The organism is Pseudoalteromonas rubra (assembly GCF_005887095.1).
Taxonomy (GTDB): domain Bacteria; phylum Pseudomonadota; class Gammaproteobacteria; order Enterobacterales; family Alteromonadaceae; genus Pseudoalteromonas; species Pseudoalteromonas rubra_E.
In genome coordinates, this window is the sequence record NZ_PNCI01000018.1 from 155,734 (window position 1) to 179,709 (window position 23,976).

The 23,976-nt window shown below is 50.3% G+C and carries 21 protein-coding genes; 11 read left to right on the forward strand and 10 right to left on the reverse strand.

The genetic code is table 11. From position 1 onward, the window contains the following. Positions 1 to 3: 3 nt before the first annotated feature. From CWB99_RS09330 to CWB99_RS09340, 3 genes are all read left to right on the forward strand, one after another. Positions 4 to 933 (forward strand): GGDEF domain-containing protein, encoded by a 930-nt coding sequence (locus CWB99_RS09330; protein ID WP_138551046.1) that lies wholly within the window; start codon positions 4 to 6, stop codon positions 931 to 933. Between the two features lie 278 nt (positions 934 to 1,211). Continuing rightward, positions 1,212 to 2,384, forward strand: coding sequence for a M23 family metallopeptidase (locus CWB99_RS09335; RefSeq protein WP_138551045.1), 1,173 nt, complete (start codon positions 1,212 to 1,214; stop codon positions 2,382 to 2,384). Positions 2,385 to 2,642: 258 nt separating this feature from the next. Beyond that, positions 2,643 to 3,341, forward strand: coding sequence for a helix-turn-helix transcriptional regulator (locus tag CWB99_RS09340; RefSeq protein WP_138551044.1), 699 nt, complete (start codon positions 2,643 to 2,645; stop codon positions 3,339 to 3,341). Here the strand turns inward: CWB99_RS09340 and CWB99_RS09345 are convergent. Genes CWB99_RS09345 through CWB99_RS09360 form a run of 4 tightly spaced genes read right to left on the reverse strand, consistent with a single transcriptional unit; the run spans position 3,338 to position 6,502 of the window. After that, a complete protein-coding gene (locus CWB99_RS09345) occupies positions 3,338 to 4,123 on the reverse strand; it encodes a CsgG/HfaB family protein (RefSeq protein ID WP_138551043.1) in 786 nt (261 codons plus the stop codon). The genes CWB99_RS09340 and CWB99_RS09345 overlap by 4 nt on opposite strands. Beyond that, entirely contained in the window at positions 4,123 to 4,539 is a 417-nt protein-coding gene (locus CWB99_RS09350; RefSeq protein WP_138544679.1) for a curli assembly protein CsgF, read from the reverse strand. Before CWB99_RS09350 ends, CWB99_RS09345 begins: the two co-directional genes overlap by 1 nt. 2 nt (positions 4,540 to 4,541) lie before the next feature. Continuing rightward, positions 4,542 to 4,976 (reverse strand): CsgE family curli-type amyloid fiber assembly protein, encoded by a 435-nt coding sequence (locus CWB99_RS09355; protein WP_138551042.1) that lies wholly within the window; start codon positions 4,974 to 4,976, stop codon positions 4,542 to 4,544. A 5-nt stretch (positions 4,977 to 4,981) separates the two neighbouring features. Beyond that, on the reverse strand, positions 4,982 to 6,502 hold the full coding sequence (locus CWB99_RS09360) for a curlin (protein ID WP_138551041.1): 1,521 nt from the start codon (positions 6,500 to 6,502) through the stop codon (positions 4,982 to 4,984). A gap of 710 nt (positions 6,503 to 7,212) precedes the next feature. Here CWB99_RS09360 and CWB99_RS09365 point away from each other — a divergent pair. Continuing rightward, positions 7,213 to 9,714: a S8 family serine peptidase gene (locus CWB99_RS09365; protein WP_138551040.1), complete on the forward strand. Its 2,502-nt coding sequence runs from the start codon at positions 7,213 to 7,215 to the stop codon at positions 9,712 to 9,714. A gap of 141 nt (positions 9,715 to 9,855) precedes the next feature. On the opposite strand, the gene CWB99_RS24775 is transcribed toward CWB99_RS09365, so the two are convergent. From CWB99_RS24775 to CWB99_RS09390, 5 genes are all read right to left on the reverse strand, one after another. Further along, the gene (locus CWB99_RS24775) at positions 9,856 to 9,981 is read right to left on the reverse strand and encodes a hypothetical protein (RefSeq protein ID WP_283235358.1); all 126 of its coding nucleotides are present in this window, start codon (positions 9,979 to 9,981) and stop codon (positions 9,856 to 9,858) included. Positions 9,982 to 10,075: 94 nt separating this feature from the next. Further along, complete coding sequence (gene gloA2 / locus CWB99_RS09375) at positions 10,076 to 10,480, reverse strand: SMU1112c/YaeR family gloxylase I-like metalloprotein (RefSeq protein WP_138551039.1); 405 nt, start codon at positions 10,478 to 10,480, stop codon at positions 10,076 to 10,078. A 73-nt stretch (positions 10,481 to 10,553) separates the two neighbouring features. Then, complete coding sequence (locus CWB99_RS09380; RefSeq protein WP_138551038.1) at positions 10,554 to 13,064, reverse strand: ABC transporter permease; 2,511 nt, start codon at positions 13,062 to 13,064, stop codon at positions 10,554 to 10,556. Between the two features lie 27 nt (positions 13,065 to 13,091). After that, complete coding sequence (locus tag CWB99_RS09385; protein WP_138551037.1) at positions 13,092 to 13,823, reverse strand: ABC transporter ATP-binding protein; 732 nt, start codon at positions 13,821 to 13,823, stop codon at positions 13,092 to 13,094. A gap of 25 nt (positions 13,824 to 13,848) precedes the next feature. Next, on the reverse strand, positions 13,849 to 15,126 hold the full coding sequence (locus tag CWB99_RS09390; protein ID WP_138551036.1) for an HlyD family secretion protein: 1,278 nt from the start codon (positions 15,124 to 15,126) through the stop codon (positions 13,849 to 13,851). A gap of 176 nt (positions 15,127 to 15,302) precedes the next feature. Between CWB99_RS09390 and CWB99_RS09395 the strand changes: the two genes are divergently transcribed. Then, positions 15,303 to 15,992 carry a response regulator transcription factor gene (locus CWB99_RS09395; protein WP_138551035.1) on the forward strand — a complete coding sequence of 230 codons (690 nt, stop codon included), beginning with the start codon at positions 15,303 to 15,305 and terminating at the stop codon, positions 15,990 to 15,992. A gap of 10 nt (positions 15,993 to 16,002) precedes the next feature. After that, a complete protein-coding gene (locus CWB99_RS09400) occupies positions 16,003 to 17,850 on the forward strand; it encodes a sensor histidine kinase (RefSeq protein ID WP_138551034.1) in 1,848 nt (615 codons plus the stop codon). 13 nt (positions 17,851 to 17,863) lie between these two features. On the opposite strand, the gene CWB99_RS24025 is transcribed toward CWB99_RS09400, so the two are convergent. Beyond that, on the reverse strand, positions 17,864 to 18,031 hold the full coding sequence (locus CWB99_RS24025) for a hypothetical protein (RefSeq protein ID WP_171045299.1): 168 nt from the start codon (positions 18,029 to 18,031) through the stop codon (positions 17,864 to 17,866). Between the two features lie 348 nt (positions 18,032 to 18,379). Between CWB99_RS24025 and CWB99_RS09405 the strand changes: the two genes are divergently transcribed. From CWB99_RS09405 to CWB99_RS09425, 5 genes are all read left to right on the forward strand, one after another. Next, a complete protein-coding gene (locus CWB99_RS09405; RefSeq protein WP_171045300.1) occupies positions 18,380 to 19,237 on the forward strand; it encodes a MipA/OmpV family protein in 858 nt (285 codons plus the stop codon). Positions 19,238 to 19,248: 11 nt separating this feature from the next. Beyond that, complete coding sequence (locus CWB99_RS09410; RefSeq protein WP_138551032.1) at positions 19,249 to 19,635, forward strand: DUF3019 domain-containing protein; 387 nt, start codon at positions 19,249 to 19,251, stop codon at positions 19,633 to 19,635. Continuing rightward, entirely contained in the window at positions 19,635 to 20,354 is a 720-nt protein-coding gene (locus CWB99_RS09415; RefSeq protein ID WP_138551031.1) for a winged helix-turn-helix domain-containing protein, read from the forward strand. The genes CWB99_RS09410 and CWB99_RS09415 overlap by 1 nt, the downstream gene beginning before the upstream one ends. Then, positions 20,354 to 21,631: an ATP-binding protein gene (locus CWB99_RS09420; RefSeq protein ID WP_138551030.1), complete on the forward strand. Its 1,278-nt coding sequence runs from the start codon at positions 20,354 to 20,356 to the stop codon at positions 21,629 to 21,631. The genes CWB99_RS09415 and CWB99_RS09420 overlap by 1 nt, the downstream gene beginning before the upstream one ends. 126 nt (positions 21,632 to 21,757) lie before the next feature. Beyond that, positions 21,758 to 23,950 carry a TonB-dependent receptor gene (locus CWB99_RS09425; RefSeq protein ID WP_138551029.1) on the forward strand — a complete coding sequence of 731 codons (2,193 nt, stop codon included), beginning with the start codon at positions 21,758 to 21,760 and terminating at the stop codon, positions 23,948 to 23,950. Positions 23,951 to 23,976: the final 26 nt, after the last annotated feature.

Here is a 23,976-nt window from a genome sequence, read left to right on the forward strand (position 1 = left end):
GGTATGAACGCCAGGTTAATCTATTTACTCGAAGACAATCAGGATGACATCTACCTGGTGAAAGAACTTCTGAGCCAGCACAACGGCAAGCACCATTATGCCGTCAATGCCTTTGAAACCATTGAGTCGCTGCGTGATGCAGTCGCTCAGCTTAATCCCGAAGCCATTTTAATGGATCTGAACCTGCCACAGAGCCGGGGGCTGGAAACCTTGCTGCGGGTTAAAGATTTTGCCGCACATATCCCTATCATAGTGTTGACGGGCATGTCAGACGAAATGTTTGGCGAAAAAGCTATTCAGCTCGGCGCACAAGACTATATCCCTAAGCACGAACTTAGTGCTCATTTACTCAGGCGCACCATAGTGTTTTCTAAAGAACGCTTTGATATGCAGCGTAACCTGGAAAACCTGGTCAGTCTGGACAGACTTACCATGCTCAACAACCGCGGCGCACTGGATCAACACTTACACACCCAGGTGCAGGACGCCCGGCGCTATGGTAAGCAGTTCGCTATGTTGTTTATCGACCTGGACAACTTTAAAACCATTAACGATGAGTTGGGTCACCAGGCAGGCGACCAGCTGCTCAGGCTGCTTGCGTCTAAACTCAAAATGTACAAACGCAGCTCAGATTTCGTGGCGCGCTATGGTGGAGATGAATTTGTGGTGATTGCCCCCAACATAGATAACCCTGGCCAACTGGAACTATTTACCCGCTACAAGCATAACCTGCTGGCCGACAACTACTGCCTGCAGGATCAGCAAGGCAATATGCGCGAAGTCACACTGGATCTCAGTATTGGTGCCGTGCTGTTTCCGGATCATGGCGATGAACCAGCAGAATTATTGAGTTGCGCGGATAAAATTATGTATCAGGCTAAAACTCAGTCATTGCCCTTTCTGCTGGCGCAGCCCACTAATGGTGGAGCGTAACCTTAGGGCCTGATGACCACTTCCCCGTCAGGCCGGCCCACAATTTTATTACTGTCCTTATGAGCCCTTCTGAGGTCCCCGGCGACTACCCAGATTAAACCCAATCCAAAGCCCTTTGCTGTGTTACCAGTCGCCTGCCAGTCAAGTTGCAAACTCAAATGAAACAAAAATGTAAACATTAAGAAACAAAAACAAATTGCAGAGTAAAAACTCGAATTGTACATTTATTCAACAAAAGGATATACCTGTTCGTGAACTCACCCTAATGAGGATACAACATGAAAACACTACACTACGCCGCACTGGCACTAGGGCTCAGTAGCGCGCAGATACATGCACAGGGTCAGCACCATGATGCCACGGCTTATCAGCTACCTGATGATGCACTGACGCAACATGCGCTTTCTCCGTTGCTCAACATAGATCCACAACACTTTCTGTTCGGTAACTCGCTACAACAAACAGACTGGGAAGCCACCCTTGCAAGTCATGCTCCCCATCTGTTGCCTCAGCTTGAAACCCTGCTGCACTGGGCAGGTCACGCCAGCATTAACCCTAAGCTGTTATTGGCACTGATGGAGCAACAGAGTCAGCTGCTCAGTGACCCCTCTGCTAAAGCATTCGAACAGCCATTTGGCTCGTTAGTGACACAATCTGGGTTTTCGGCGCAACTGGAAGCAATCACCACAGCCCTGTCGCAGCGCTATTACGCTTTTGAGCAGCAGCAGGGGCAGCACTCAGACGCGTTACATCACACACTCAACAATACCCACTCAATCAGCCCGGCGACGTTTGCCCTGAACGTATTATTGGGTGCGCAAAGTGACGTTGCCAAAGTAGCCAGACACTTCCAGCAGCTGTTCGGCGATGCTCTCCTTAACCCACAAGCACAGGTACAGAATGCCAGTACAGAGTCCGTGACGAGCAATAACAATTTTTATCTTAACTTTCCCTGGCCTTCAGGCTATGCCTGGTACAGTGGCGGCGCGCACTCGAATACCGGCTCTGGTTACCCCTATTCATCGCTGGACTTTAATAACAACTCTGGCGGTTGGGGGTCGAATACGCCCTGGGTCCAGGCAGCCCACGGCGGAACCGTGACCCGCTACTCACGCTGTAATATCCGCGTTACACATCCCAGCGGTTACGCCACTCAGTATTATCATATGGACGCCCTGCAATATCAGACAGGGGACGTGATTGCTGCAGGTGCCTGGCTGGGTCGCTATGCCAATGACTACAACACAGCGCTGTGTCAGGGTGGTCAATCCAGTGGCCCACACCTGCATTTTTCATTGCTCTATAACGGCCGTTTTGTATCTCTGCACAACACTTATATCAGCGGCTACCGGATCGATGTCGGCAACTACAATTACGACGACAACTGTAACCGCTTTTACTTTGAACGCAATGGCTATCGCACCTGTGCATGGCGGGCACTCTACCGATAAACATTTAACCAACTGAGGTGGTCAGGCCAGTGCTCTGGCCACCTGCTCACGACTCTCCTGCCAGTGCCGCGTCATACTACTGATCCAGCTGTTGCGCCTTGCCTGGCCAATTCACCGTCATCTTGCCCGCAATCAGATGGAATGTTCCAATACGAGATACTGCTCCGGTCAGTTCCAAAAATTGAAAATAAGTACTAAACATCCTGTAAAAAATATGTATATTTAAGTTAATGGAACAACAAAAGGACAGTCGAGAAAATGATGTATTCAGACAACCCAACGCGTGGTGCTCTGTTCGTCCTGACAGACCAAAAGACCAACACGCTGAGTCAGGATTTCCTCATGTTTGTCAAAATGCTTGAGGCTTGCGGCAACAGTATCAAGGTCGATACCCGCCTGCCCGTCACTGAGCAACGATCGCAGTATCAGCTGTTTCTGGTCGATGTCAGTCATCGCGAATGTCGCGATTTACTCAGCGCACAGCTCAGGGCGTTGGCACAACATCACAGCGTCTTGTTATTCAATGCCTGCCCGGATACGCTGAACGAACAAACCGCCCTGCTCGCCAATGTTAAAGGCGTGCTCTATCAGGGAGCCTCACCAGAAAGTCAGTTCAAAGGCATCCAGCGCGTACTCGGTGGTGAACTCTGGTTCGGCAGAGGCGCTATCTCTCTGGCATTCAGCGCCCTGATGCAGCGCCTGCCGCAAACTCTGCCAGCGCTGTCGGACGAGCAGCGTGATATTACCCTGGCCTCGCTCACCAAACGCGAAAAATCCGTGATCCGGCTTCTGGCCGATGGTGCTAAAAACGACGATATTGCCGATTCTCTGAATATCAGCAGTCACACCGTCAAAACCCACATTTACAGCGCGTTTAAAAAGACCAACTCACGCAACCGAATTGAATTGGCCAACTGGGCCCAGCAACACATTCCTTTTGGCGGATTGGCCAATTAACCAGCCTGTTGCTGTGCGGGTTTTGCCGCCCAGACCCCTTTTTCGAGGCCCTGATGGACCAGCAACGTCAGGGCTTTTTCTATCGCCTGGGTGACACATATGTGCATAGGCTCATTTTCACTGTATCCGGCTTCGGCCTCTGCGAGCCGTTTATAACTCACGTAGCGGAAAAACCCCGCACGCATTTCTTTAGACAATACTTTTTTACTGGTGGCGACCGACAATAAGACTTGTCCGGTACGAACATCGACCGCGCGCAGATAAATACTGATGGTGTCTTCACGGTACAATTCGGAGGCGCCAATACCAAAGTATTCCATTCCCATCCCACCCGTTTTTATATTGGCGTCATAGCTGATGATCCCCCCTTCAAAGATCAGCTTGGCGTGGGTTAACGGCGGCAGACTGTTGGAGCTATCTTTATCCTGCATCGCGGCCCGGGTGATCTTACGCTCGGTCAGCAAGTTTTGCAGTCCCTCACGCTCAATGGGAATGAACCAGTCGGTTTCGTGCAACGCCTGCATCAGGATCGAGTTGGCTCCCTGGGTCACCGCCGTTGAAAATGAGCTGACATTTTCCTGAGGCTTATATTGCCCTGTTTGGTCACGAAACGAATACACAGACACTGGGATAGGTCCGCGCGGCGCTGGCAATGCCTTCAGTTCACTAAACACCTCAGTGGCTGCCAGCGGCTCGGCCTTTGCCATGGGCGGAGGCAGTACGGGCAGCGCGCTACAGGCGCTCAGCAGCAATATCAGACAGGTAATACTCAGATACTTCATTAACCAAACCTCGGTACTTCCAGCGTCGTAATGTCTCCCGTGAGGGTATTTGTGATCTGCACCGTAATGGAATCCGGCGTACTGGTGATCACCTGTATTTCGTAATCGCCGCTCATAAAGGTCGAGTCTTTATCAAAAATACTGTCCTCGACTTCATCGCCAAACGCGGTGGATGTGATTTCCCGCACCATGCGATTCAGATAGGTCCGCTCCAGCGATTCCTGAAAGCGGTCGCCGTAGGACTTTTCAATCACAGGGGCGCGGTGCTTGTTTTGTGCCTGTGCTTTGTTTAACAGCATATTGGCATTGAGAGGGTTGCCGCCAAATGACGGGTTGATGGGCTTGTAGACCAATTCAGTGGCATGCAGCGACAAACTGCATAGCGCCCCAAAGCAGCATATTATTGTTGTTTTCATTGTTACCACCCGCTTGTTGCTAAATCTGGAGAGTGTTGCTGATGCTGTGCACTGGCCATGGCGTCCATAATGGCAAACAAAGCTGCCTCAACGCGTGACTTAAGTGGCCCTCCACGACGTCCCATGGCGGTGGCATACACCAGCTGGTTGTTCATAAATACCTGTAACCGGGTGCCTGCACGCGGCAGCACGGTTTCTTTAATGGTGATATTCACGCCTGCTGTCGCCGGTACATCGCGCCACAGCTGTGAAAAGTCAAAATAAAACTGATAGCCAAAACGGCTAATACTCTGATCAATGACCAGCCCACCCAGTTCGACCTCTTCGTCGGCCCCCTGGCTATACGGTGTAAAGCTCAAAAGCCAGACACCCAAAATAAGTAGGTAAATCTTCATGGTGTTAAACTTGGCCACAAAACCACCTGGTCTTGTGGCCATGATGGTTACTGCTGAGTCACAGTCGCGACATTGTAGTCACCGACCTGAGTGATGTTGATAGTCTGGCCACTGCCGTTAACGCCACCCTCAACCAGGTTACCAAAGCCGTCCTGATTGATCTGGATGTTGTTATCACTGCCATTCACAACGAATGCACCTGAACCCACACCAGCAACAAAGTTAGCGCCGCCAGTTTGTTCAATCGCAATGTCGTTGCCATTGCCCTCAAGCATCAAATCGATAGCATTAAGCTCGCCGTTTTGGACCAGATCAAGCTGATTCAACCCGCTTTCAGTCACAGACGCCAGCGTAACTGACACGCCATTGCTGTCACCTGTTTGCGCAACATTCAGCATATTGTTGTTGCTGGTCAGTGAGTTATCCGGGTGCGATGATTGCAGCACAACCTCATTGTCATCGCCATTTTGGATAATGCCCACTTCACTGCCATTGCTATTAAATTTCGCAATGTGCAGCTGGTTGTTATCACCTAATTGCAAGGTGCTGTATTCATTATCATTGCCCGCGGCGCCCAGATATGCCTGGTTATCATTACCACGTTGCTGCGCGTCAAAGTCGTTGTCATTGCCTACCACATCGAAGGTTGTCTGGTTGTTATCACCCAGCTGTGCCACCGTGACATAGTTACTATCACCGCCGAAAAGAGTCGACGTCACGCGGTTGTCATTGCCTTCCTGCTCCAGATCAATGCGGTTACTCTCACCTTGCAGTTCGGCCATTTCAACTCGGTTACCATCGCCAGCACTTTGCTCTGCCTGCAACTCGTTATCGTTGCCAGCTAACGTATCAATGGTAAATTTGTTGTAGTTACCCTCCTGAGACAAGCTCAGATCATTATCGTTGCCCTGCAGGCTCGCCAGGTTTAACTCATTGTAGGTTCCGTTCTGGTCAACCTCGATGCTGTTCTGATCGCCCTGTACACGATCAATATTCACTTCACCCCAGGTCCCCTGCTGAACAGCCGTTACCTGGTTATTGTTGCCCTGCATGTCGGTATTATAGAACCAATGACCACCACTGCTTTGTTCAACATGAATACGGTTACCGTCACCATTTATGGTGTTGGTGACTTCGTTGTTGATCCCCAGGTAACCAACCCCACGCTGAGTGATGTTCAGGTTGTTATCGTTACCATTGAGCTCAGTCAGTGCACCGTTTTGTTCACCATCCTGGCTGTATTCCTGCGTATTGCCATCGCCCGTGGCGGTGACTTTGGTCAGATTGCCTGTGCCAGCTTGCGCAACTGTGGTGATATTGCCATCACCCGCAATCGACACGTCGCTAACATTCGACTCGCCTTCTTGCGAGCTGGTGAGTACATTGCCTGCACCGTTATTTGAACGCTGGGTCACCGTCAGCGTATTTCCCGTATTATCAATCTGGATCAGCTGTGCCAACTCAGACGTTGAAGCTGCTTTTGCCTCTGTGTCGGCAGCCTGTGCAACGCTGACACCAGATAATGCCAATGCAATTGCACAGCAGGTCAGTGATTTTGAAAATTTCACCTGGTTCTCCTTAGAGTTATTAATCGTTATTTTGCAATTTCCTTCAACTCGCATTGCTTGTCTGCTGGATTAGAACGTATCGTCTTAACGGAGGTTGCCGGCTCCTTACGTACGCTGAAACAGACGCAATACACTGTTAACCCGGGTTATCTTCAGCTTCGCTCGCAAAGACCGTCGTCCGTCACCGGATACCGTCATTGAGCGGGGCCGCGTTCATACTCGCTTAGTCATCAAAGCCTGAGTCCGGTGCCCAGATCTGACTGAGCAGTGTTTGCACGTTATTTCGAACTCATATAGCCACTCTAGAGTGCTGTGTTAGTGAGGGAAATTAGAAATAATTTGGATTCTACTAATTCGATAAAATTCAAATAGTTAAAGTAAAAACACTCAATTTACCGATATTAGTACGAGGCAATCTCACAAAATAGTATGAGTCAAAGAATAATCAGTTCAGGGCAGAAAAATTCACAAAAAAGTATGAATAACACCCCGTAAACACTATCCAACTGCTGAAAAAATCGTATTTTAACGACTTTTTTACATTTTAAAATTGCATCCGTAATTCAGGCTGTTTTAGCGTGACCTGAGTTGCCAAACCGAGTTATCGACCGTCGGCCTGAGGGCTTGGCGGATCACACATCATGCCCACTTAGTCGAGCACACACCATGACGTCATGGTTAATAAACCAACTTACTATCTAGGACAAATGATGAAATTAAAATTTTCTGCCTTAACCCTGGCATTACTGCCACTTTTCAGCGGTGCAGCGCAAGCTGCGGTACAGATCACAGCAACAGAAAAAACCAATGACAACAGCGTCATCGTGGTATTCAAAAAAGAGGCATCCAGTGCGTTGCGAGCTCAGGCGCGTAGCCTGGTAAAAGCCCGTATCTCGGACAACAACGCCGACGAAGTAGATGATCGTTATAAGCATGTTCTGTCAGGTCGTCTTGCCAACTTCAAACTGGATGGGATCAGCAGCAAAGAGGCCATTGCCAAACTGGCTAAACACCCGGCAGTAGACTATGTCGAGCCAGACTATCAGGTTAAGGCACTGGGCATTCCAGATGATGCACGCTTTGGTGAACTGTGGGGGTTACATAACACAGGACAAACTGGCGGTGTGGACGATGCCGACATCGATGCACCTGAAGCCTGGGATATCAGTATCGGTTCACGAGATGTGATTGTTGGTGTTATCGACACGGGTGTGGACTACACACACCCGGATCTGGTCGCAAACATGTGGCAAAACCCAGGTGAGATCGCAGGCGACGGCATCGACAACGATAACAATGGCTTTGTTGATGATGTTTACGGTGTGAACACCATCACAGGATCAGGCGATCCAATGGATGATCAGGGCCATGGTACGCACGTATCGGGCACCATAGGCGCGACAGGTAACGATGCCACCGGCGTAGTAGGCGTGAACCATGAAGTATCGATTGTGGGCTGTAAGTTCTTAGACTCTTCAGGTAGTGGTTCAACTGCAGATGCCATCGAGTGTATTGATTACATGGTATCGCTGAAACAAGCAGGCCATAACGTTCGCGTTCTGAACAACAGCTGGGGTGGCGGCGGATTCAGCCAGGCGCTGTCTGATGCAATCACAGCCAGTGAAAATGCAGATATCCTGTTTGTCGCAGCGGCCGGTAATGGTGCCGTCGACAACGACAGCAACCCACACTACCCTTCAAGCTATGAGCACGACAGCGTGTTCTCTATTGCCTCGACCACAGACAATGACACTATGTCTTCTTTCTCGCAGTGGGGACTGACGTCAGTGGATATGGGTGCACCGGGTAGTGCTATCCTCTCTACTGTACCAGGTGGTGGCTACAGCAGCTTCTCAGGTACTTCGATGGCCACACCGCACGTCGCGGGTGCCGCGGCACTGGTATTGTCGATTGACCCTACACTGGATACTCTGTCGCTGAAAAACCTGCTGATGCAAAGTGGTGATGCAAACGCAGACCTGGATGGCAAAACCGTTGCAGGCACGCGTCTGAACGCGCACCAGGCGCTACTGGATGCAGATCCGGCACCTGGCTTCAGAGTCGGTGTCACACCTGGTACCCAGGAGATCACAGCGGGCGAAACGGCCAGCTATGAGTTCAACTTCACCTCAGTTGCCGACTGGCAGGGTGACATCGCCCTGACGCTGGACAGCGCATTGCCAGGTGCAGTGCTGTCACAAAGCACGGTTACTCCGGGTAGCACTGTGACTCTGACAGTTCCTACCACAGCGGATACACAATGGGGTGACTACAGCTTCACCGTCAACGCCACGTCTGGCGATTTGGCTGAAAGTAAAACGGTTAGCCTGTCTGTATTGCCGCAGGGTCTGAGCGACTTCAGCTATGACAACACAACGGCTGTGGATATCCCTGATAACGATGCCAATGGCATCAGCTCAGTGATAACCGTTGCTGATGATATCACCATTTTCGACAGCAACACGCTGGTGGACATCACTCACACCTATATTGGCGATCTGCTGGTCACTCTGACGTCTCCGGCGGGTACCTCAGTGACACTGCATAACCGTGCCGGTGGCAGCGCAGATAACCTGGTTGATACCTTCAACTCTGCGGCCTTCAATGGCGAAACGGCACGTGGTGACTGGACGCTAAACGTGTCTGATAACGCGGGTGTGGATACAGGAACACTGAATAACTGGACTCTGACACTCACAGGCCTTGGCGAAGTTTCTGCGCAACCTCCGGTCGCAGGTTTCAGCTTCGAAAAAGACGGTCTGAGCGTTGTCTTTACTGACAGCAGTACCGATGCCAATAACGACATCGTCAGCTGGCAATGGGACTTCGGAGATGGTAACAGCAGCAGCGAAGCAAGCCCGACTCATATTTATACCGCGTCTGGTACTTACTCTGCTACCCTCACTGTGACCGACAGTGAAGGCAACAGCAACAGTACGACGCAGGAAGTGACTGTCAGCTCTGATGATATTGCACTGGAAGTGGTACGCACTAACAAGTCACGCCTTGGCTTCTACCGCGTGTCATTGTCATGGTCTGGAAGCAGCGCTGACCAGGTCGATATTTACCGCGACGGCGCACTACTTCGTACCGTGAACAACTCAGGTCAATTCCGTGATTTCGGCCGTGATCCAGCGGTTACCGGCTTCACCTATAAGATCTGTCAGGCCAGTGATATCTGTTCGAACGAAGTGAGTGTGAGTTTCCAGTAATCTGGTTTGATTAACTTCATTCCAGTAATCTGGTTCGATTAACTTCATTCCAGTAATCTGGTTTGATTAATCTCGTTTGATTAACTTCATTCGAATAAATCAAAATGAGGGCCGCATATCGATGCGGCCCTCATTATATTGTTACTGTCGGCAGGTTTGTTTGATGATGTTTGTTTGTCTGGCAACTTCTTTGTTGTTTTTATCGCCTTTGGCCACCGCCAGATCAACCTTTGCATTGTTGCATTTATCTCTGAGCTCCTTGTCCATCAGGTAAACCTGATCCTGTTGTGCCTGAGCCAGGCCTTCAACCCCATTAAATTCCTGGCGCTCCTCGGGAGCCTAGTCTTTCTCAATTCGCATTTTACTGGCCCGACATTTCATATAATTCCAGGGGTAAGCCATCAGGATCAGCAAAAAAGCAAAAACGTTGCTGAGTATAGGGGTCGATTCGGATAGATTCACAGCTCACCCCGTGGGCAAGCAACGCATTGCGTGCCGCCTCTATGTCGGTGACAGACAAGGCAAGATGACGCAACCCCTGAGCTTCCGGGTAACTGGGCCGTTCTGGTGCCGAGGCAAAGTGAAACAATTCAATCTGAGTGCCGTCGGGCAGTGACAGGTCCAGCTTATAACTCTCACGTCCTGGCTGATAATGTTCAGCGACGACTCGACAGCCAATAATATCGGTATAAAAGGCTTTTGATGTCACATAGTCTGAGCAAATAATCGCGACATGGTGAACACGCGTAATAAAATTAGCAAGCATAGGTGTTTACGCAAATCAGAAAACCCCTACTGTGCCGCAACCCTGTTGCGGTGTCCACCACATATCTGTGCAGTTAACTCTGTCGTAATGCCTGTGCAGGTGGCGCTTTAACCTGCTGTGAGACTGGCAATAAAGTAGCCAACAGTACCAACAAGACGATAAGAGCAGGGATCCCCATTAGCGCCAGTACATAGCTGTCAGGGTCGATAATCATTGCAGCACTAAGCTGTCTGCTCAACCATAATGCCACAAGTACTCCAAGGACCAGTCCGACTGTCAGCTGCACAAGTGCCTGCCGGATAAACAAACCAACCACTTGTTTATCAGGGGTGCCAAGGGCGCGCCGGGTGGCAATCTCCTGACTGCGTAGAGTAATACTGTTCGCTGACATCGCATAAATGCCACTGGCCGCTAAAAATAAGGCGACCAGCCCGCCGACTAAGAACACCTGATTGAGTGATTCCATCAAAAGCAGAGGCTGTTTAATTAAACTCTGATAGCTCTGGACCTGGTGCACCGTTGCATCCGCATCCAGGTCAATCATAATCTGCTGCAACGCAGCAATGGCCTCTGATTCATCGCCGCTATAATGCACGACTATATTCATCCACCATGACCGCAGATCCATCAGGCCATACCCGGTATACGCAGTACTGGTGGCATTCAGGGTTGGGCCATGAATGCTATCGGACACCACACCGACTATGGTCCGCCATTCCGTATGCCAGCCTTCTCCATCCAGAGTGCGAATCCGCTGCCCCACAGCACTCCCTTGCGGAAACAACTCTCGTGCCATAGCCGCATTAATAATGACCGGCGATCCGCTGTTGCGCAGTTCACGGCTATCAATGGCCAGATCTGTCAGGTTAAAATCACGCCCTTCAAGCAGCTGCATACCAACCGTTCGCCACGCATCCCGACTGACTACCTCAAAGTTCCACATTGGGTTATCACTAAAAACCTCTGCCGCCTGTCCCTGGATCTCAAAATATGAGGTGCCTCCGCCCGTCCCCGGCAGACTACTGAAATAAGCAACACTGTGCACATTTGGAAGCTGTTCCAGCTTTTCTTTAAGCCCGTAGTAAAAATCGTTGCGCTTTTTTCGCGCCTGTGGCTCACCCCCATTCCAACGATAACTCCCCCACGCCAGACGCACCGACGCAGTCAGGCGCTGCTCAGTTTGTACACCATAATCGGCCTGTTGCGCAGCCAAACTACTCCCCAGGAGCATTGCTGCAATGACCAATACGACACAAGACAAAGCGATTTCGGTAATCACCAACACTTGATTCACTCTGCCCGCACGTTTACTCACCGCGCCCCGGGTACCGTCACGTAAAATGCCATTCATATCTCCTTGCAAAGCACGCCACGCCGGAATAAAACCTGTGATGAGTATCATCAGTAAAACAGCACCCAGCAACATCCAGACTGTGTCCTGCGACAAACTGATCGTCCACCAGAAAGGGCGCGCGCCGTTCAATGCAAAGATCTCGTCTAATGCCTGATTGGTCAGTGTCATCCCCCATTGTGCCAGCCCCAATGCCAATATTCCGCCAATACAACAAATCAAGGTGCTTTCCCACAGCATCTGCATAATTAAACGCCGCTGTGGTACGCCTAAGGCAACCCGAATTGCCACATCACGGATCTGCTCATTCACCCGAGCCAGCAGCAAATTACCCACATTGATACAGGTCAGTAGTAAGATCAGTAACACCACCAACATCATGGCCACCAGCACAGAATAGTGCTGATACAACACATCGACGCTGAGTTTAAATGGCACCGCCTGCAGGTAGCCACCCGGCACATCAGAGCGCCAGGCAAACTCCTGCGGCAGAGCCTGGATTTGGCGCTGCAACAAGGTGGCCAGCTCATGTTGAAACTGTGCCAGAGTAACATCAGGCTTAAGCCGGGCTATCGCCTGCAACCCTCCCCGGTTCGACGGGCTGGCAGGCGATAGCCGGGTCTGGGTCATAATTTGCCAAACCTGAGCCTGAGTTGGAAACGCAAACCCAGGTGGCATGACACCTATCACTTGTACAGGGATAGCCTCAACCTGAACCACCTGGCCAATAATATCTTCATTGCCATCGAAGACCCGTTGCCAGATATCATGGCTCAGCACCACCGCCGACTGTGCTTCATTTTGCTGATCAGCTGGGCCAAAGCTGCGGCCCAGCAAAGGCTGCACACCTGCTACCTCAAATATGTCCCACTGTACGTAGGTCAGGTGCACTTTTTGCGACATGGCTTCATTGCCCAGCCTGCCCACAGTGCGCACTGCCGATTGATACAGACTCATACTCTGTAACAACGTACTGTACGCCTGAATTCGATTCAGATGGTAGGGATCAACACGCTGGCGGACACCATGGGCAGCCTTAAACTCACCTGCAATGGCGATAAGTTGCGTATCCTGACCTAAAGTCAGGGGCTTAAACACCAGCTGCTGCATCAGCGTATAGGTGTACAAAGTCAGTGCTAGTCCCACCGTCACAATGGCAGTGGTGGTCAGGGTAAACAGGGGCTTTTTCAGCAGCAGCCGAACTGCATATCGAATATCTATCCAGGCAGGCATACTCAATTCCTCTTCAGCAAATTGCACTTACACTGCAATGGCAGAACGGGCAGATGTGGGACTGTCCGACACTATTGCGCCGTCTTTCATTTCGATGATCCGCCCGGTACGTAATGCCGACGACATATCGTGGGTTACCATGCAAATCGTCGCGCCGTTATGGTGCAGAGTATCTAGCAGTGTCATCACAGCTGCGGCATTTTTGGAATCCAGGTTGCCCGTTGGTTCATCCGCTAAAATAATCGCAGGCTCCCCGGCAATGGCTCTTGCGATGGCCACCCGTTGCTGTTGCCCACCAGATAACTGAGCAGGAAAATGACTGGCGCGATGGACCATCTCTACCTGCTCAAGTGCCGCCGTGACACGTGCACGTCGCTGCTCCCGGCTCAGGTCCTGACGATATGTCAGTGGTAAAGCCACGTTATCCTCAACACTCAAATCACTGATCAAGTTAAATGCCTGAAAAATGAACCCTATTTCCTTATTTCGGATCCGTGCGCGTTCATTTTTATCTATCTGTGCAGCATCATGCCCTGCCAGCCAGTAGGTACCGTCGGTCGAGGTATCCAACAGCCCAAGCTGAGCCAGCAAGGTCGACTTACCACAGCCGGATGGCCCTGTGATGGCAAGGTACTCCCCTTTTGAGATCCGTAAATTGATGTTGTTCAGCGCCCAGGTTTCGACATCATCGCTGACAAAGACTTTATTTAACTGGTTTAGCTCAACCAGCATTTCATGGTTTGGGTGTTGAGTTGACATTCTCAGTACTCCTGTAGAGTGAGGGCTAATACTGCGCAGAAAACGGCTGACTAAAGCGCACGTTGCTGTGCTGCCAGTGTGACGTGTCCGACAAAATGATGCGGGTGCCGACTGTAGCACCATGTTCAATTTCAATGTACTGGCTGGACATATGACCAAATGTCAGAGGCTGCCGACTGGCCTGCTCGCCAGACTGATCCAGCAGATAAAGGCTGGCCTGACTAAATCCACTGGCCATGACCGGGCGTTTAACAAACAAGGTATCGGCAAGCGTTGCAATCTCTATGACCCCATCGACGCTTAAGGCCGGACGGACTTCTTTCGGCAGTTCCCCGCTGAGCGCAACCTCCACCAGCACCGCACTATCGCTGACAGCTGGGTCAATACGCTTTACAGACCCGTTAATCTGACTTGCCCGGGTATCCAGCACAACAGCCTGGCCAATCTGCACATCTTTGATCTGGCTTTCCGGTATGCGCAGCTGGGCAACAAACTGATCATTTCTGGCCAGCATAGCCAGGTTACTCCCGGCACGGATCTGCTGGCCAGGCTCCAATGGCATGGCCTGGACAATACTATCCATGGTGGCGATTACTGTGAGCCCGTTCACCTGTTGTTCAATGCGCTCTACCTGCTTGCGCAAACTGTTGAGCCTTGCGTTACCGGCGCGTAACTGCGCGGCCAGGTTTTCGCGCCGTTTATCAAGACGCTGCTGCTCAAGTAAAAAACGCTGGCGAAACTGGGCAACATTGATCTTAACTTCTTCAAAATCAATCTTAGAGACGGCAACGATCCCCTGCGCCAGCAGCTTTTCCTGGGCAGCCAGGGTCAGTTCGGCGCGTTCCAGATTTAGCTTTTCATCAACCACCGCAATTTCCTGATCGAGCAAAGCAGACTCCAGCGTCACCTGCTCCGCGTGGGTCTGTGCTTCCAGTGCCTGTAACTGCCAACGCGCCTGATCAAGAGACTCTTTCAGTTCAGGGTTACTCAGTTGCAGCAGCACATCCCCCTGTTTTACCTGCGCGCCGGCTTTCTTAAATACCTGTTCCACCCGACCATCTACCGGGGTCGTTATCCAGCGGATCTGAGCGGGTACCAGTACGCCGCTGCCTCGCACCGTGACTTTTAGCTCACCCCGGCGAACGGTATCAATCAACAACGGGGCTTTATCTACCAGGTTGGTCGCGCTAGTATGGCGGTTAAAAAACACAGCCAGGCAGGTCATCACAACCAAGCCCAGTGCACTCGTCGCTTTGCCTTTATGTCTTAACAGGGGGCTTTTTTTCGTTCTCACTATATCCATGGTGACTTCTCCAACGGGACGATGCAGTCTACTTTAGAGGGCGCATGGGCGTGACAACAGGCAAGCTATGTAAAATAAAACGGCGCAGGTTTTACAAAAGTTTACGTGCACTTTGGCGCCGGGCCAGCTAGATTTTTCTCATCACTGGCCACGACTTAAAAGGGAATAACAACAAGATGAAACCCACCCTGCTGATCGTAGAAGATGAACCAGCAATCCTGCGTGGTCTGACCGATTTATTTGTCTTTCATGGCTATGACGTCGACAGTGAAATGGACGGCGTACAAGGTCTTAAACGAGCACAACAGAACGACTATGCCTGTATTTTGTTGGATGTCATGTTGCCATCAATGAGCGGCTTTGAGATCTGCGAAGCACTCAGACAAACCTCTGCAACTCAACCCATTATGATGTTGACGGCCAAAAGTACCGAGCAGGACATTATCAATGGCCTGAGCCTCGGCGCCGATGACTATGTGGCTAAACCCTTTTCAACCTCGGAACTGGTATTGCGCGTCAATGCGCTGGTGCGCCGCTCGGGCTGGAGCCAGCATGAAGAAGCGCTGATCCTGAGCAAAAACGTCAGTGTTTGTCCGCACACACTGACCGGAACGTCTTATCAGCTGCCCGTCAAATACACACGTCGTGAGGTCAGTTTATTGAGTTACCTGCTACGTCAGAACAAACCCGTCAGTCGTGATGAGCTATTGCATCAGGTTTGGGGCTATAAAACCGTAGGGGACATAGATACGCGTACGGTCGATATTCATATTGCCAAGTTGCGCAAAAAAATAGAGCAGGATCCTAAGTCACCACGCCATCTGGTCACCCATCGTGGTGAAGGCTATCAGTTGTACACTCAGTAACGGCATCGCTATGTGGTTTAAAGACGCTCAACTAATGAGCTATGCACAACGCAAACAGCGACTGCGCTGGCAGGCCGGCACCTTTTTACTGTGCCTGTTAATACCACTGGGTATTTTGCTCTACTTTGGTTTTGCACAGCTTAAACAGAACCAACTGAACACCTATCAGGAACAGGCTCGTCACCTGATATTACAAATTGACCGCCAGATGTTTAAACGCCGGCTCCTTACCGATGCGCTGCCAGTCAACGCATTTGACTACTATCAGGCGGTGTATAACCCACTCACCGACGAAACCCTGCAGATGCCCTCAGTACTGTCACATCTGGATCCTGCCAGACCAACGGCCACCCGGCCTATTCAGGGGCTGGTCGGTTATTTTCAGTTTGATGCGCAGGGTCGGTTCAACAGTCCAATCTGGCCAGAGCCCTTGTCGGATAAGGGCATTGCTAATCCAGATTCAGAGCGAAGGAAAGCCTCACCTGAGTTACAACAACGTTACGATCAGGCAAAATTCATATACCAGATCCTGTCTAAATCCAAGGCATTGCAAAGCAAGCTGTCGCAGGGATTAAGCAAAGAAAGCGGCCTGTACCAGCTGTGGTTTGATGTACCTGGCTACTTGATTTTCTATCGTCTGCCCAAAGTTGGCGCGCAGCGAAAGTTGCAAGGTTATCTGGTCAGGCGAGAGCCGTATTTACTGAACCTTGTCAGTGAGTACCTGAGCCAAAGTCAGTTTGACCTCCCGGTTTTACTGACGCTGGATGCAGATAGTTCAAGCGGCTCTAACACTATGTATAGCGCAATGACAACTCAGCCGGAGCCAGTGCATTTTTTACTTACCCATTCACAGTCGCCTGCACGGCGCCTGGCACAGACCGACATTCCCACTAACCTGAGTGAGCAATTCTTATATAGCGACGCCCTGCGCTGGCCATTTAACAACTACACACTACACTTTGCGACCCATACTCTGCCCATGAGCCAGACCATGCTGTACAGCAGTGTGTTTGCCCTGTCGCTGATACTGACGATTCTGGGTGCCTGTTACGGATTTTATCGGCTGAGTGTTAAACAGCTGGCGCTTGCAGAGCAGAGAATGAATTTTGTGTCTTCGGTCAGCCATGAACTCAAAACCCCGCTGACCGCCATTCGTATGTATGCCGAAATGCTGCGCTCAGGTACTGTGGTATCGACGGATGCCCGGCAGGACTATTACGGCTTTATTCACAGTGAAAGCGAGCGACTAAGCCGCCTGATCGACAATATCCTGCTCCTGACACGGTTAAATCATCACGATCAGGACGGACTGAGCCAGGTCAATCCCGAATACGTGCAAGTCACTATGCTGGCCGATATTATTCGTTCAAAGACATCAACCTTGCTAGATAAACACGCCTTTACCCTGAATATGGTCATTGAGCCTCCTTTGTCTGAAGAGGCCGCCGTGTTAGTTGATCAGGATGCGTTTGCGCAGGTGGTGATTAACATTGCCGAAAACACCGTCAAGTTCTTCGCTGCCGAGGGCATCACCGACCCGGCACGCAGACAGCTCGACATTACCTTTAGACGTAACGATCACAATCGCGACAAACTGGAGCTGGAGATCCGCGATTACGGTCCCGGTGTGTCGCAACAGCAGTGCGATAAGCTATTTGAGTTATTTTATCGGGGAGGCAATGAACTAACCCGCACGACTCAGGGAACCGGGATTGGCCTGGCGCTGGTCGCACAACTGGTCAATGCTCAAAAAGGCCAGATAACCGCCCACCGAATGACACCGGGCCTGGCGCTAAGGCTGACCTTACATACTCAACATCTTCACCTTATGATGCCTGAGTCGGGAACTCAGGCATAGATGTATCGTGCAATTATGCGGTCCAGCAGTAGGTTTTTGTCCAACACACTGGGTAACTGTGGCAAACGATAGGGTTACTGGCACTGGGCCCATTACCAGCGGCGATAGCCTGAGTGTTGTGCGTATCCAGCGTTTTGTGGCTGAGGTTTTTGACTGGTGATTTTTTTAGTTTGAGTTGCATAGCTTGTCCTTACCTGTGTTTTTGAGTGAGTCAGTGCCTTACTCCAGCACCAACGGAGCACACACTCAGAAAACAGTATCCGAGCATGTGGTCAAAATTCAACCACACCTTAAGCAATAGTCAATCTCATTTCCTTCAACTTAGCCTGCCTCCGCCTTTGAGCATGAGGCACTAAGCATAAAGTTTGCGTTTTAATCCACAATGGCAATTTGAGGGGATAGACGTCAGTACCTAAATTATATATAACCTTCGCTACACTTTGATACATTTTGGTGGTGACTGTTACGACTTCTTCAACAGCTCCTCGCTATGCTGTTCGTATCGAAAGTGATGACAGGAATAAAAATAATGAACAAGGTATTGGTACATACACTGGCAGTTTGCCTTTCTCTGGCAGGCGTAACCAGTGCACCTTTGCAGGCAGCAGAGCCTGTAGAGGAAAAACGCCCTGACAGTAAAGGGTATATGGCAATTGGCGTTGGTGCTTTCGCAGGGCAAGGGCCTTTTGGTGATGCGGGTGCAGGCCTGGGTTATTTCATTAATGGTGCTTATGAGTGGGATAACGGTTTGTTTGTTGAGGTCCCGGGTGGGCCCAATAATATTCTTGGCAGCACCAGCGTAGGCTACAACTTGTACCGCACCGACCACTGGGATGTGGATTTTCTGGCCTCGTCGGCACACTCAGACGCCGATACCAAATACATTCAACAAGATGGCTCCGAACTGCGCTTTACAAAAAACCAGACTAACTACCTGGGTGTGCGCTTTCGTGGGATATGGTCAGGGCTAAGATTTCAACTAATAGCAACTCCTAAGCTAAGTGACGACCGGGGCACTTATGTGAGCTCGCAGATCAGCAAACACTGGACGATACAAAACTGGCACCTGTTTGGTGCGTATCGTGTGAATTATTTGTCAGGGGGTTTGTTGAATTATTACTATGGTGTCAACAACGCAGAGAATAACAATAATAACCGGATCAGCGGGTTACCTAAGTATATAGCGAGTAGTGGCTTGTCGCATAGTTTGCACCTTGGCGCCACCTATCCGCTCACAGAAAACTGGCTGTTTGATGCGTCATTGCGTTACTATCAGACTCCCAGCGCCGTTGCCGATAGCCCTATCATACAGAATAACCTGATGCGTGGTGACAACCGCAGCCGCAATGCATTGGGGCTGGGTCTGTCCGTCAGCTATGTATTTTAGGGGGCAAGATCATGCGTAAACTCATGTTACTCTCGACACTGACAGGTGCCACATTTTTACCCTGTCATGCAAATGTCGATGTCCCTGCAACATTGACACTCAACCCCAAACAATGTGTTGCATTGCATCAGGGCGAACACTGCTATAGCGAGCTAACAATCCATTGGCAAGCCAGCACACAGGGTCACTACTGTCTGACCCAATCAGACCGAAAAAAACCGCTAAAATGCTGGGAAAAATCCTTATCTGGCACGCTGACATTGGAACTCCAATTCAATCAAAATGTGGTCTTTGCGCTGCAAGATATTCAACAACATACGCTGGCAAGTGCACAACTTACTTATGCCTGGGTATACAACAAAAGCAAAAACACACGCGTAAAATGGCGAATGTTCTAATGACGACAATACCGAATACACACCTGCTCCTCATTGAAGATGATCTTGAACTGGCACAGTGGATCTGTGACTACCTGACGGAAAAGTCTTTTACTGTCAGCCAGTGTCATCGCGGCGATCGTGCGCCTGAACAGATCATTGGGCTGAATCCTGACTTAGTGATATTAGATGGTATGTTGCCCGGACTGGATGGACTGGATGTCTGCAAACAGGTCAGGTCTAAGTATGAAGGACCTATCCTTATGCTGACAGCACGTGACGAGGATATGGATGAAGTGCTTGGGCTGGAAATGGGTGCAGATGACTATCTGACCAAGCCTGTAAGAGCCCGGGTACTGCTCGCCCGGATCCGAGCGCTGTTACGCCGCCATGTCCCAGCTACTCCCGCGCCTGACCTGCCACAAAGCTCAGAACGTGTTCAAATACAGGGGCTACAGGTAGACAAAAGTACCCGGACTGTGACCTTACAAGGCCAGGCCATAGAAGTTTCGTCCAAAGAGTTTGATCTGCTGTGGTTACTAGCGAAATCAGCAGGTGAACTGGTGACCCGCGATTATCTCACCAAATCGCTGCGTGGGTTTGAGTACGACGGCTTTGATCGTTCTATTGATCAACGTATTTCCCGTCTACGCAAGAAACTCGGTGACGATCCGGTTTCGCCATTTCGTATCAAAACGGTGTGGGGCCAGGGCTATCAATTAATCCGGGATGCCTGGTAATGCGTCAATTTGCCCTGTCTCTGTTGCTGGCCATTGCTATTATTTCGGTTGCTACCAGCTGGTTGTTTGATCATTTGTATCAGACTATCACTGCGTCCCAGCAGCAACCAAACTCTCCTCAGATGCAACTGGCGCACTTAGCCAAAGACATACATACCGTGATCTCAGCTGTGGATACACCACACTCGTTGCTAGTCAACTGGCCAGCACAATCCTTGCTTCATCCGCAAATTGTGCCCGTTTCTGAGTTTCCCTTACCCACACCTTTACAGAAAAAACTAATGGCCAATGAACAAATCCAGTTGGAAACAGATCAGCAGTTACTGTTTTTGCAGCGCCTGCCTGATCCACATACTTTGCTGGTCATACGTAGCAAACGAATAAAGCCTCAGAATGACACAGCCTGGTGGCTAACCATACTGTTTTATGTCGCCACAATGACACTGATCCTGATATGGTTACTGCCGTTTTTACTGCGACTACTCAGGCTGCGTCAGGCCGCACAACGCTTTGGCGATGGCGACCTGTCGCAGCGCCTTCAAGTGGGCTCGGTACTTTATCTGCGTGATCTGGAAAATGAATTTAACCATATGGCTGAGCGCATTGAATATCTGGTGCAGGACGTCAAACTGCTCAGCGGGGCGATGTCTCATGAGCTACGCACCCCGCTGGCACGGATCCGTCTCGGCATGGATACGCTGGAGGAAACCACAGATCCAATCAAGCGCCGCAGCTACGAAGCTAAAATCAACCGCGATCTGGATACCTTGTCTGAGCTTATCGATAAGTTGCTCAGCTATGCCAGGCTGGATCAGAAGATCCATAACAAACAAAGCCATTTAGTCGATCTGTGTCCATTGATTAAACAGACCAGTGCGGCTTTTGAGAGCTGTGATCTTACGCTCAATTTAGATATCCCTGAGCACTCCGTTCAGATAGAAGGTGATGCATTTTACCTGACCACTTTGCTTACTAACCTGCTGGACAACGCTCAGAAATACGGACAAGGTCAGGTGATCTTGTGTTTAAGCACCAAAGAAAAACAGGCTGTGCTAAGCGTCCATGACAATGGCTTTGGTGTTTCACCTGACGAAGTACTGCATATTTTTAAACCATTCGTCCGCGCAGAAAATACACAAAACACAATTCGCAGTGGCTTTGGGTTGGGGCTGGCGCTGGCACAACGGATAGCTGACTGGCATCAGGGAAAACTCAGTGTCTGTAACTCAACGCGTCTGACGGGAGCCTGCTTTACACTGACACTGCCCTTAAAATGAGCAGACAGTTGTCATTATCGGGATCCCAATAAACGGGAATTTAATTGTCTCACGGACAAACCTGACGGACGAAATAGCCATACTGAACTACACTAAGTAAACATAAGATTAATAACATGATTCTGAATGATAAAAATAAAGCTGCGTGGTGCCAGTCAGCCCCTTTTGTTACTTTGCATGTGGCCATTGGCTGCCAGCATACAGGCTGCTGAAAACGCCGATTTGTTTGAAATGAGCCTGGATGAGCTACTTAACGTGGATCTGACAGGCTCCGCGGTACGTGATCTTAATCTGGAAACCACCCCTGCCAGTGCGAACCCATTCAACCTGAGCGCACAGCACCTGCCTTTCAGCATAGATGTGATTGAACGTAAAACCATGCGTGCACGTGGCCTGACCTCAGTAACTGGTGCCGTCGAGAACCTGGTGGGGGTTATATCGGGCGAGTCACCTGCAGAGCCTTCCAGCTTTGCCATGCGAGGCTTCATTCGCGATTCCGTATCGGTTTTACGAGACGGCATTAAACTGGGCCCGGCGTCCATGACGATGCGGCCACACAATACCTTTAATTTGCAACAAATAGATGTCATCAAAGGACCCGCCACATTGCAGTATGGTCAGGGAACGGCGTCTGGCGTCATCAATATGGTGACCAGAAAGCCACAGCTGGACGCACCCACCAGCACGGAAGCCTTTGTCTCTCAATCTCGCTTCGATACCCGAGAATGGGGTATCGGCATTAATCTTCCCGTTTCAGCACAAAGCGCAGCGCGGGTCGACATAAACAAAGCACAGTCAGACGGCTGGGTTGACCAAACGCATGCTCACTCTTTAAATGCAACCACTTCGCTGCTCTGGCAACCAGCCCCTGATCTGAGCTGGTTGCTCAGTTTTGATTACCTGGAAGATGACCTGCCGGCTTATTGGGGAACGCCTTTTATTCCTTTACAGTCCGCGCAGCAACCAATGGACGACATAGTCGCTACCAACGACAGCCGGGTGCTGGATCAACGTACCCGCTATCTAAACTATAATGTTGAAGACAGCCGTTCAGACTCGGAACATTTATGGTTTCGCCTGAGTATAAACTGGCAGCCAACAGGCTCGCTCTCACTGACCAATACCTTGTTTCACTTCAAGGCAGACCGCGCCTGGCAAAATGCAGAAAGCTATGTCTTTAACCCCGTAACAGGCTTAGTCGACCGGGACCGCTTTTTTGTCTTCCACGACCATATCTTTTACGGCAATCAGTTCGAAGGGGTTTATCGCCATCAGATTGGCAGGATGCAGCATCAACTGGCATTTGGCCTAGAGTTTAAAGCCACTGACTTTAGCCGGGAGCGGGGCTTTCCCGCAGGGGACAGCGTCTCGTTATTTGAGCCTGTGGCTGGTCAGTTCGGCGCTTTGGACAAACACCTCAGTCCAACCGACATCCAGCAATGGGGTGTGTATGTTAATAACACACTGTCGGTGACCCCGAACTGGCGTTTGTTTGGCGGACTGCGGCGCGACCATATTAAACTGGACAGAGATAACTATGATGATTCAGGAACTTTTCTTGTCGATGAAAGTTTTGAGCGTACCTTTACCCCGCTTGCCTATCAGTTAGGTGCGACCTATCAATTCAATGAGTCACTCAGCCTGTATACGCACTGGAGCACAGGGCACGACCCAGTCGGATCCAATATTTATCTGGTCAACGCCAATGAAAATTTCGACTTTACAGATATACGCCAGTACGAAGTGGGAGCGAAAGCCATACTGCCGGCCTGGCACAGTGAATTGACCGCAGCCTGGTATGACATAGCTCGCCGTAATATCCTGCTCCTGACTTCTCATGACACGGTAGGTAACTCAGGGACTCATGTTGCGCGGGGGCTGGAACTGGCGATCACCAGTCAGCCAACGCCCCATTTTCGTATCGGCGGCAATATCGCCTACACTAAGGCCAGTTATGAGTCTTTTGTCGACCCGGATTTTGGTGTGAATGCCAGTGGTCATACGCCACCGAACGTACCTAAAATAGTTGCAAACGCTTGGTTTAGCTGGGATCAGGTCCTGTCATTACCTCTGGAAATTGGCGGAGGTATACGCCATGTCAGTGATCGCTACGCCAATTTTCAAAATTCAGTTACCTTCAAACGCTATGAGACGCTGACCCTGTTTGCAGCCTATCAATTTGAGCACAGCCGATTTAATCTCAGCGTGCGCAATCTACTGAACGAAGAGTACGTACCGTGGGCGGATATTTTCTATCCCGAGCAGGCAGCCATTGCCGCACCAAGAACGGTCGAGTTGAGTGTGCATATTAGTTACTAAACAGTTACTGAATTCAGTTAGTTTAA

Bases quoted from the DNA above. Each gene is read 5' to 3' on its own strand.
- CWB99_RS09330 (WP_138551046.1), top strand. From the start codon at position 4: ATGAACGCCAGGTTAATCTATTTACTCGAAGACAATCAGGATGACATC.
- CWB99_RS09335 (WP_138551045.1), top strand. From the start codon at position 1,212: ATGAAAACACTACACTACGCCGCACTGGCACTAGGGCTCAGTAGCGCG.
- CWB99_RS09340 (WP_138551044.1), top strand. From the start codon at position 2,643: ATGATGTATTCAGACAACCCAACGCGTGGTGCTCTGTTCGTCCTGACA.
- CWB99_RS09345 (WP_138551043.1), bottom strand. From the start codon at position 4,123: ATGAAGTATCTGAGTATTACCTGTCTGATATTGCTGCTGAGCGCCTGT.
- CWB99_RS09350 (WP_138544679.1), bottom strand. From the start codon at position 4,539: ATGAAAACAACAATAATATGCTGCTTTGGGGCGCTATGCAGTTTGTCG.
- CWB99_RS09355 (WP_138551042.1), bottom strand. From the start codon at position 4,976: ATGGCCACAAGACCAGGTGGTTTTGTGGCCAAGTTTAACACCATGAAG.
- CWB99_RS09365 (WP_138551040.1), top strand. From the start codon at position 7,213: ATGAAATTAAAATTTTCTGCCTTAACCCTGGCATTACTGCCACTTTTC.
- CWB99_RS24775 (WP_283235358.1), bottom strand. From the start codon at position 9,981: ATGGACAAGGAGCTCAGAGATAAATGCAACAATGCAAAGGTTGATCTG.
- gloA2 (WP_138551039.1), bottom strand. From the start codon at position 10,480: ATGCTTGCTAATTTTATTACGCGTGTTCACCATGTCGCGATTATTTGC.
- CWB99_RS09380 (WP_138551038.1), bottom strand. From the start codon at position 13,064: ATGCCTGCCTGGATAGATATTCGATATGCAGTTCGGCTGCTGCTGAAA.
- CWB99_RS09385 (WP_138551037.1), bottom strand. From the start codon at position 13,823: ATGTCAACTCAACACCCAAACCATGAAATGCTGGTTGAGCTAAACCAG.
- CWB99_RS09390 (WP_138551036.1), bottom strand. From the start codon at position 15,126: ATGGATATAGTGAGAACGAAAAAAAGCCCCCTGTTAAGACATAAAGGC.
- CWB99_RS09395 (WP_138551035.1), top strand. From the start codon at position 15,303: ATGAAACCCACCCTGCTGATCGTAGAAGATGAACCAGCAATCCTGCGT.
- CWB99_RS09400 (WP_138551034.1), top strand. From the start codon at position 16,003: ATGTGGTTTAAAGACGCTCAACTAATGAGCTATGCACAACGCAAACAG.
- CWB99_RS24025 (WP_171045299.1), bottom strand. From the start codon at position 18,031: ATGCAACTCAAACTAAAAAAATCACCAGTCAAAAACCTCAGCCACAAA.
- CWB99_RS09405 (WP_171045300.1), top strand. From the start codon at position 18,380: ATGAACAAGGTATTGGTACATACACTGGCAGTTTGCCTTTCTCTGGCA.
- CWB99_RS09410 (WP_138551032.1), top strand. From the start codon at position 19,249: ATGCGTAAACTCATGTTACTCTCGACACTGACAGGTGCCACATTTTTA.
- CWB99_RS09415 (WP_138551031.1), top strand. From the start codon at position 19,635: ATGACGACAATACCGAATACACACCTGCTCCTCATTGAAGATGATCTT.
- CWB99_RS09420 (WP_138551030.1), top strand. From the start codon at position 20,354: ATGCGTCAATTTGCCCTGTCTCTGTTGCTGGCCATTGCTATTATTTCG.
- CWB99_RS09425 (WP_138551029.1), top strand. From the start codon at position 21,758: ATGATAAAAATAAAGCTGCGTGGTGCCAGTCAGCCCCTTTTGTTACTT.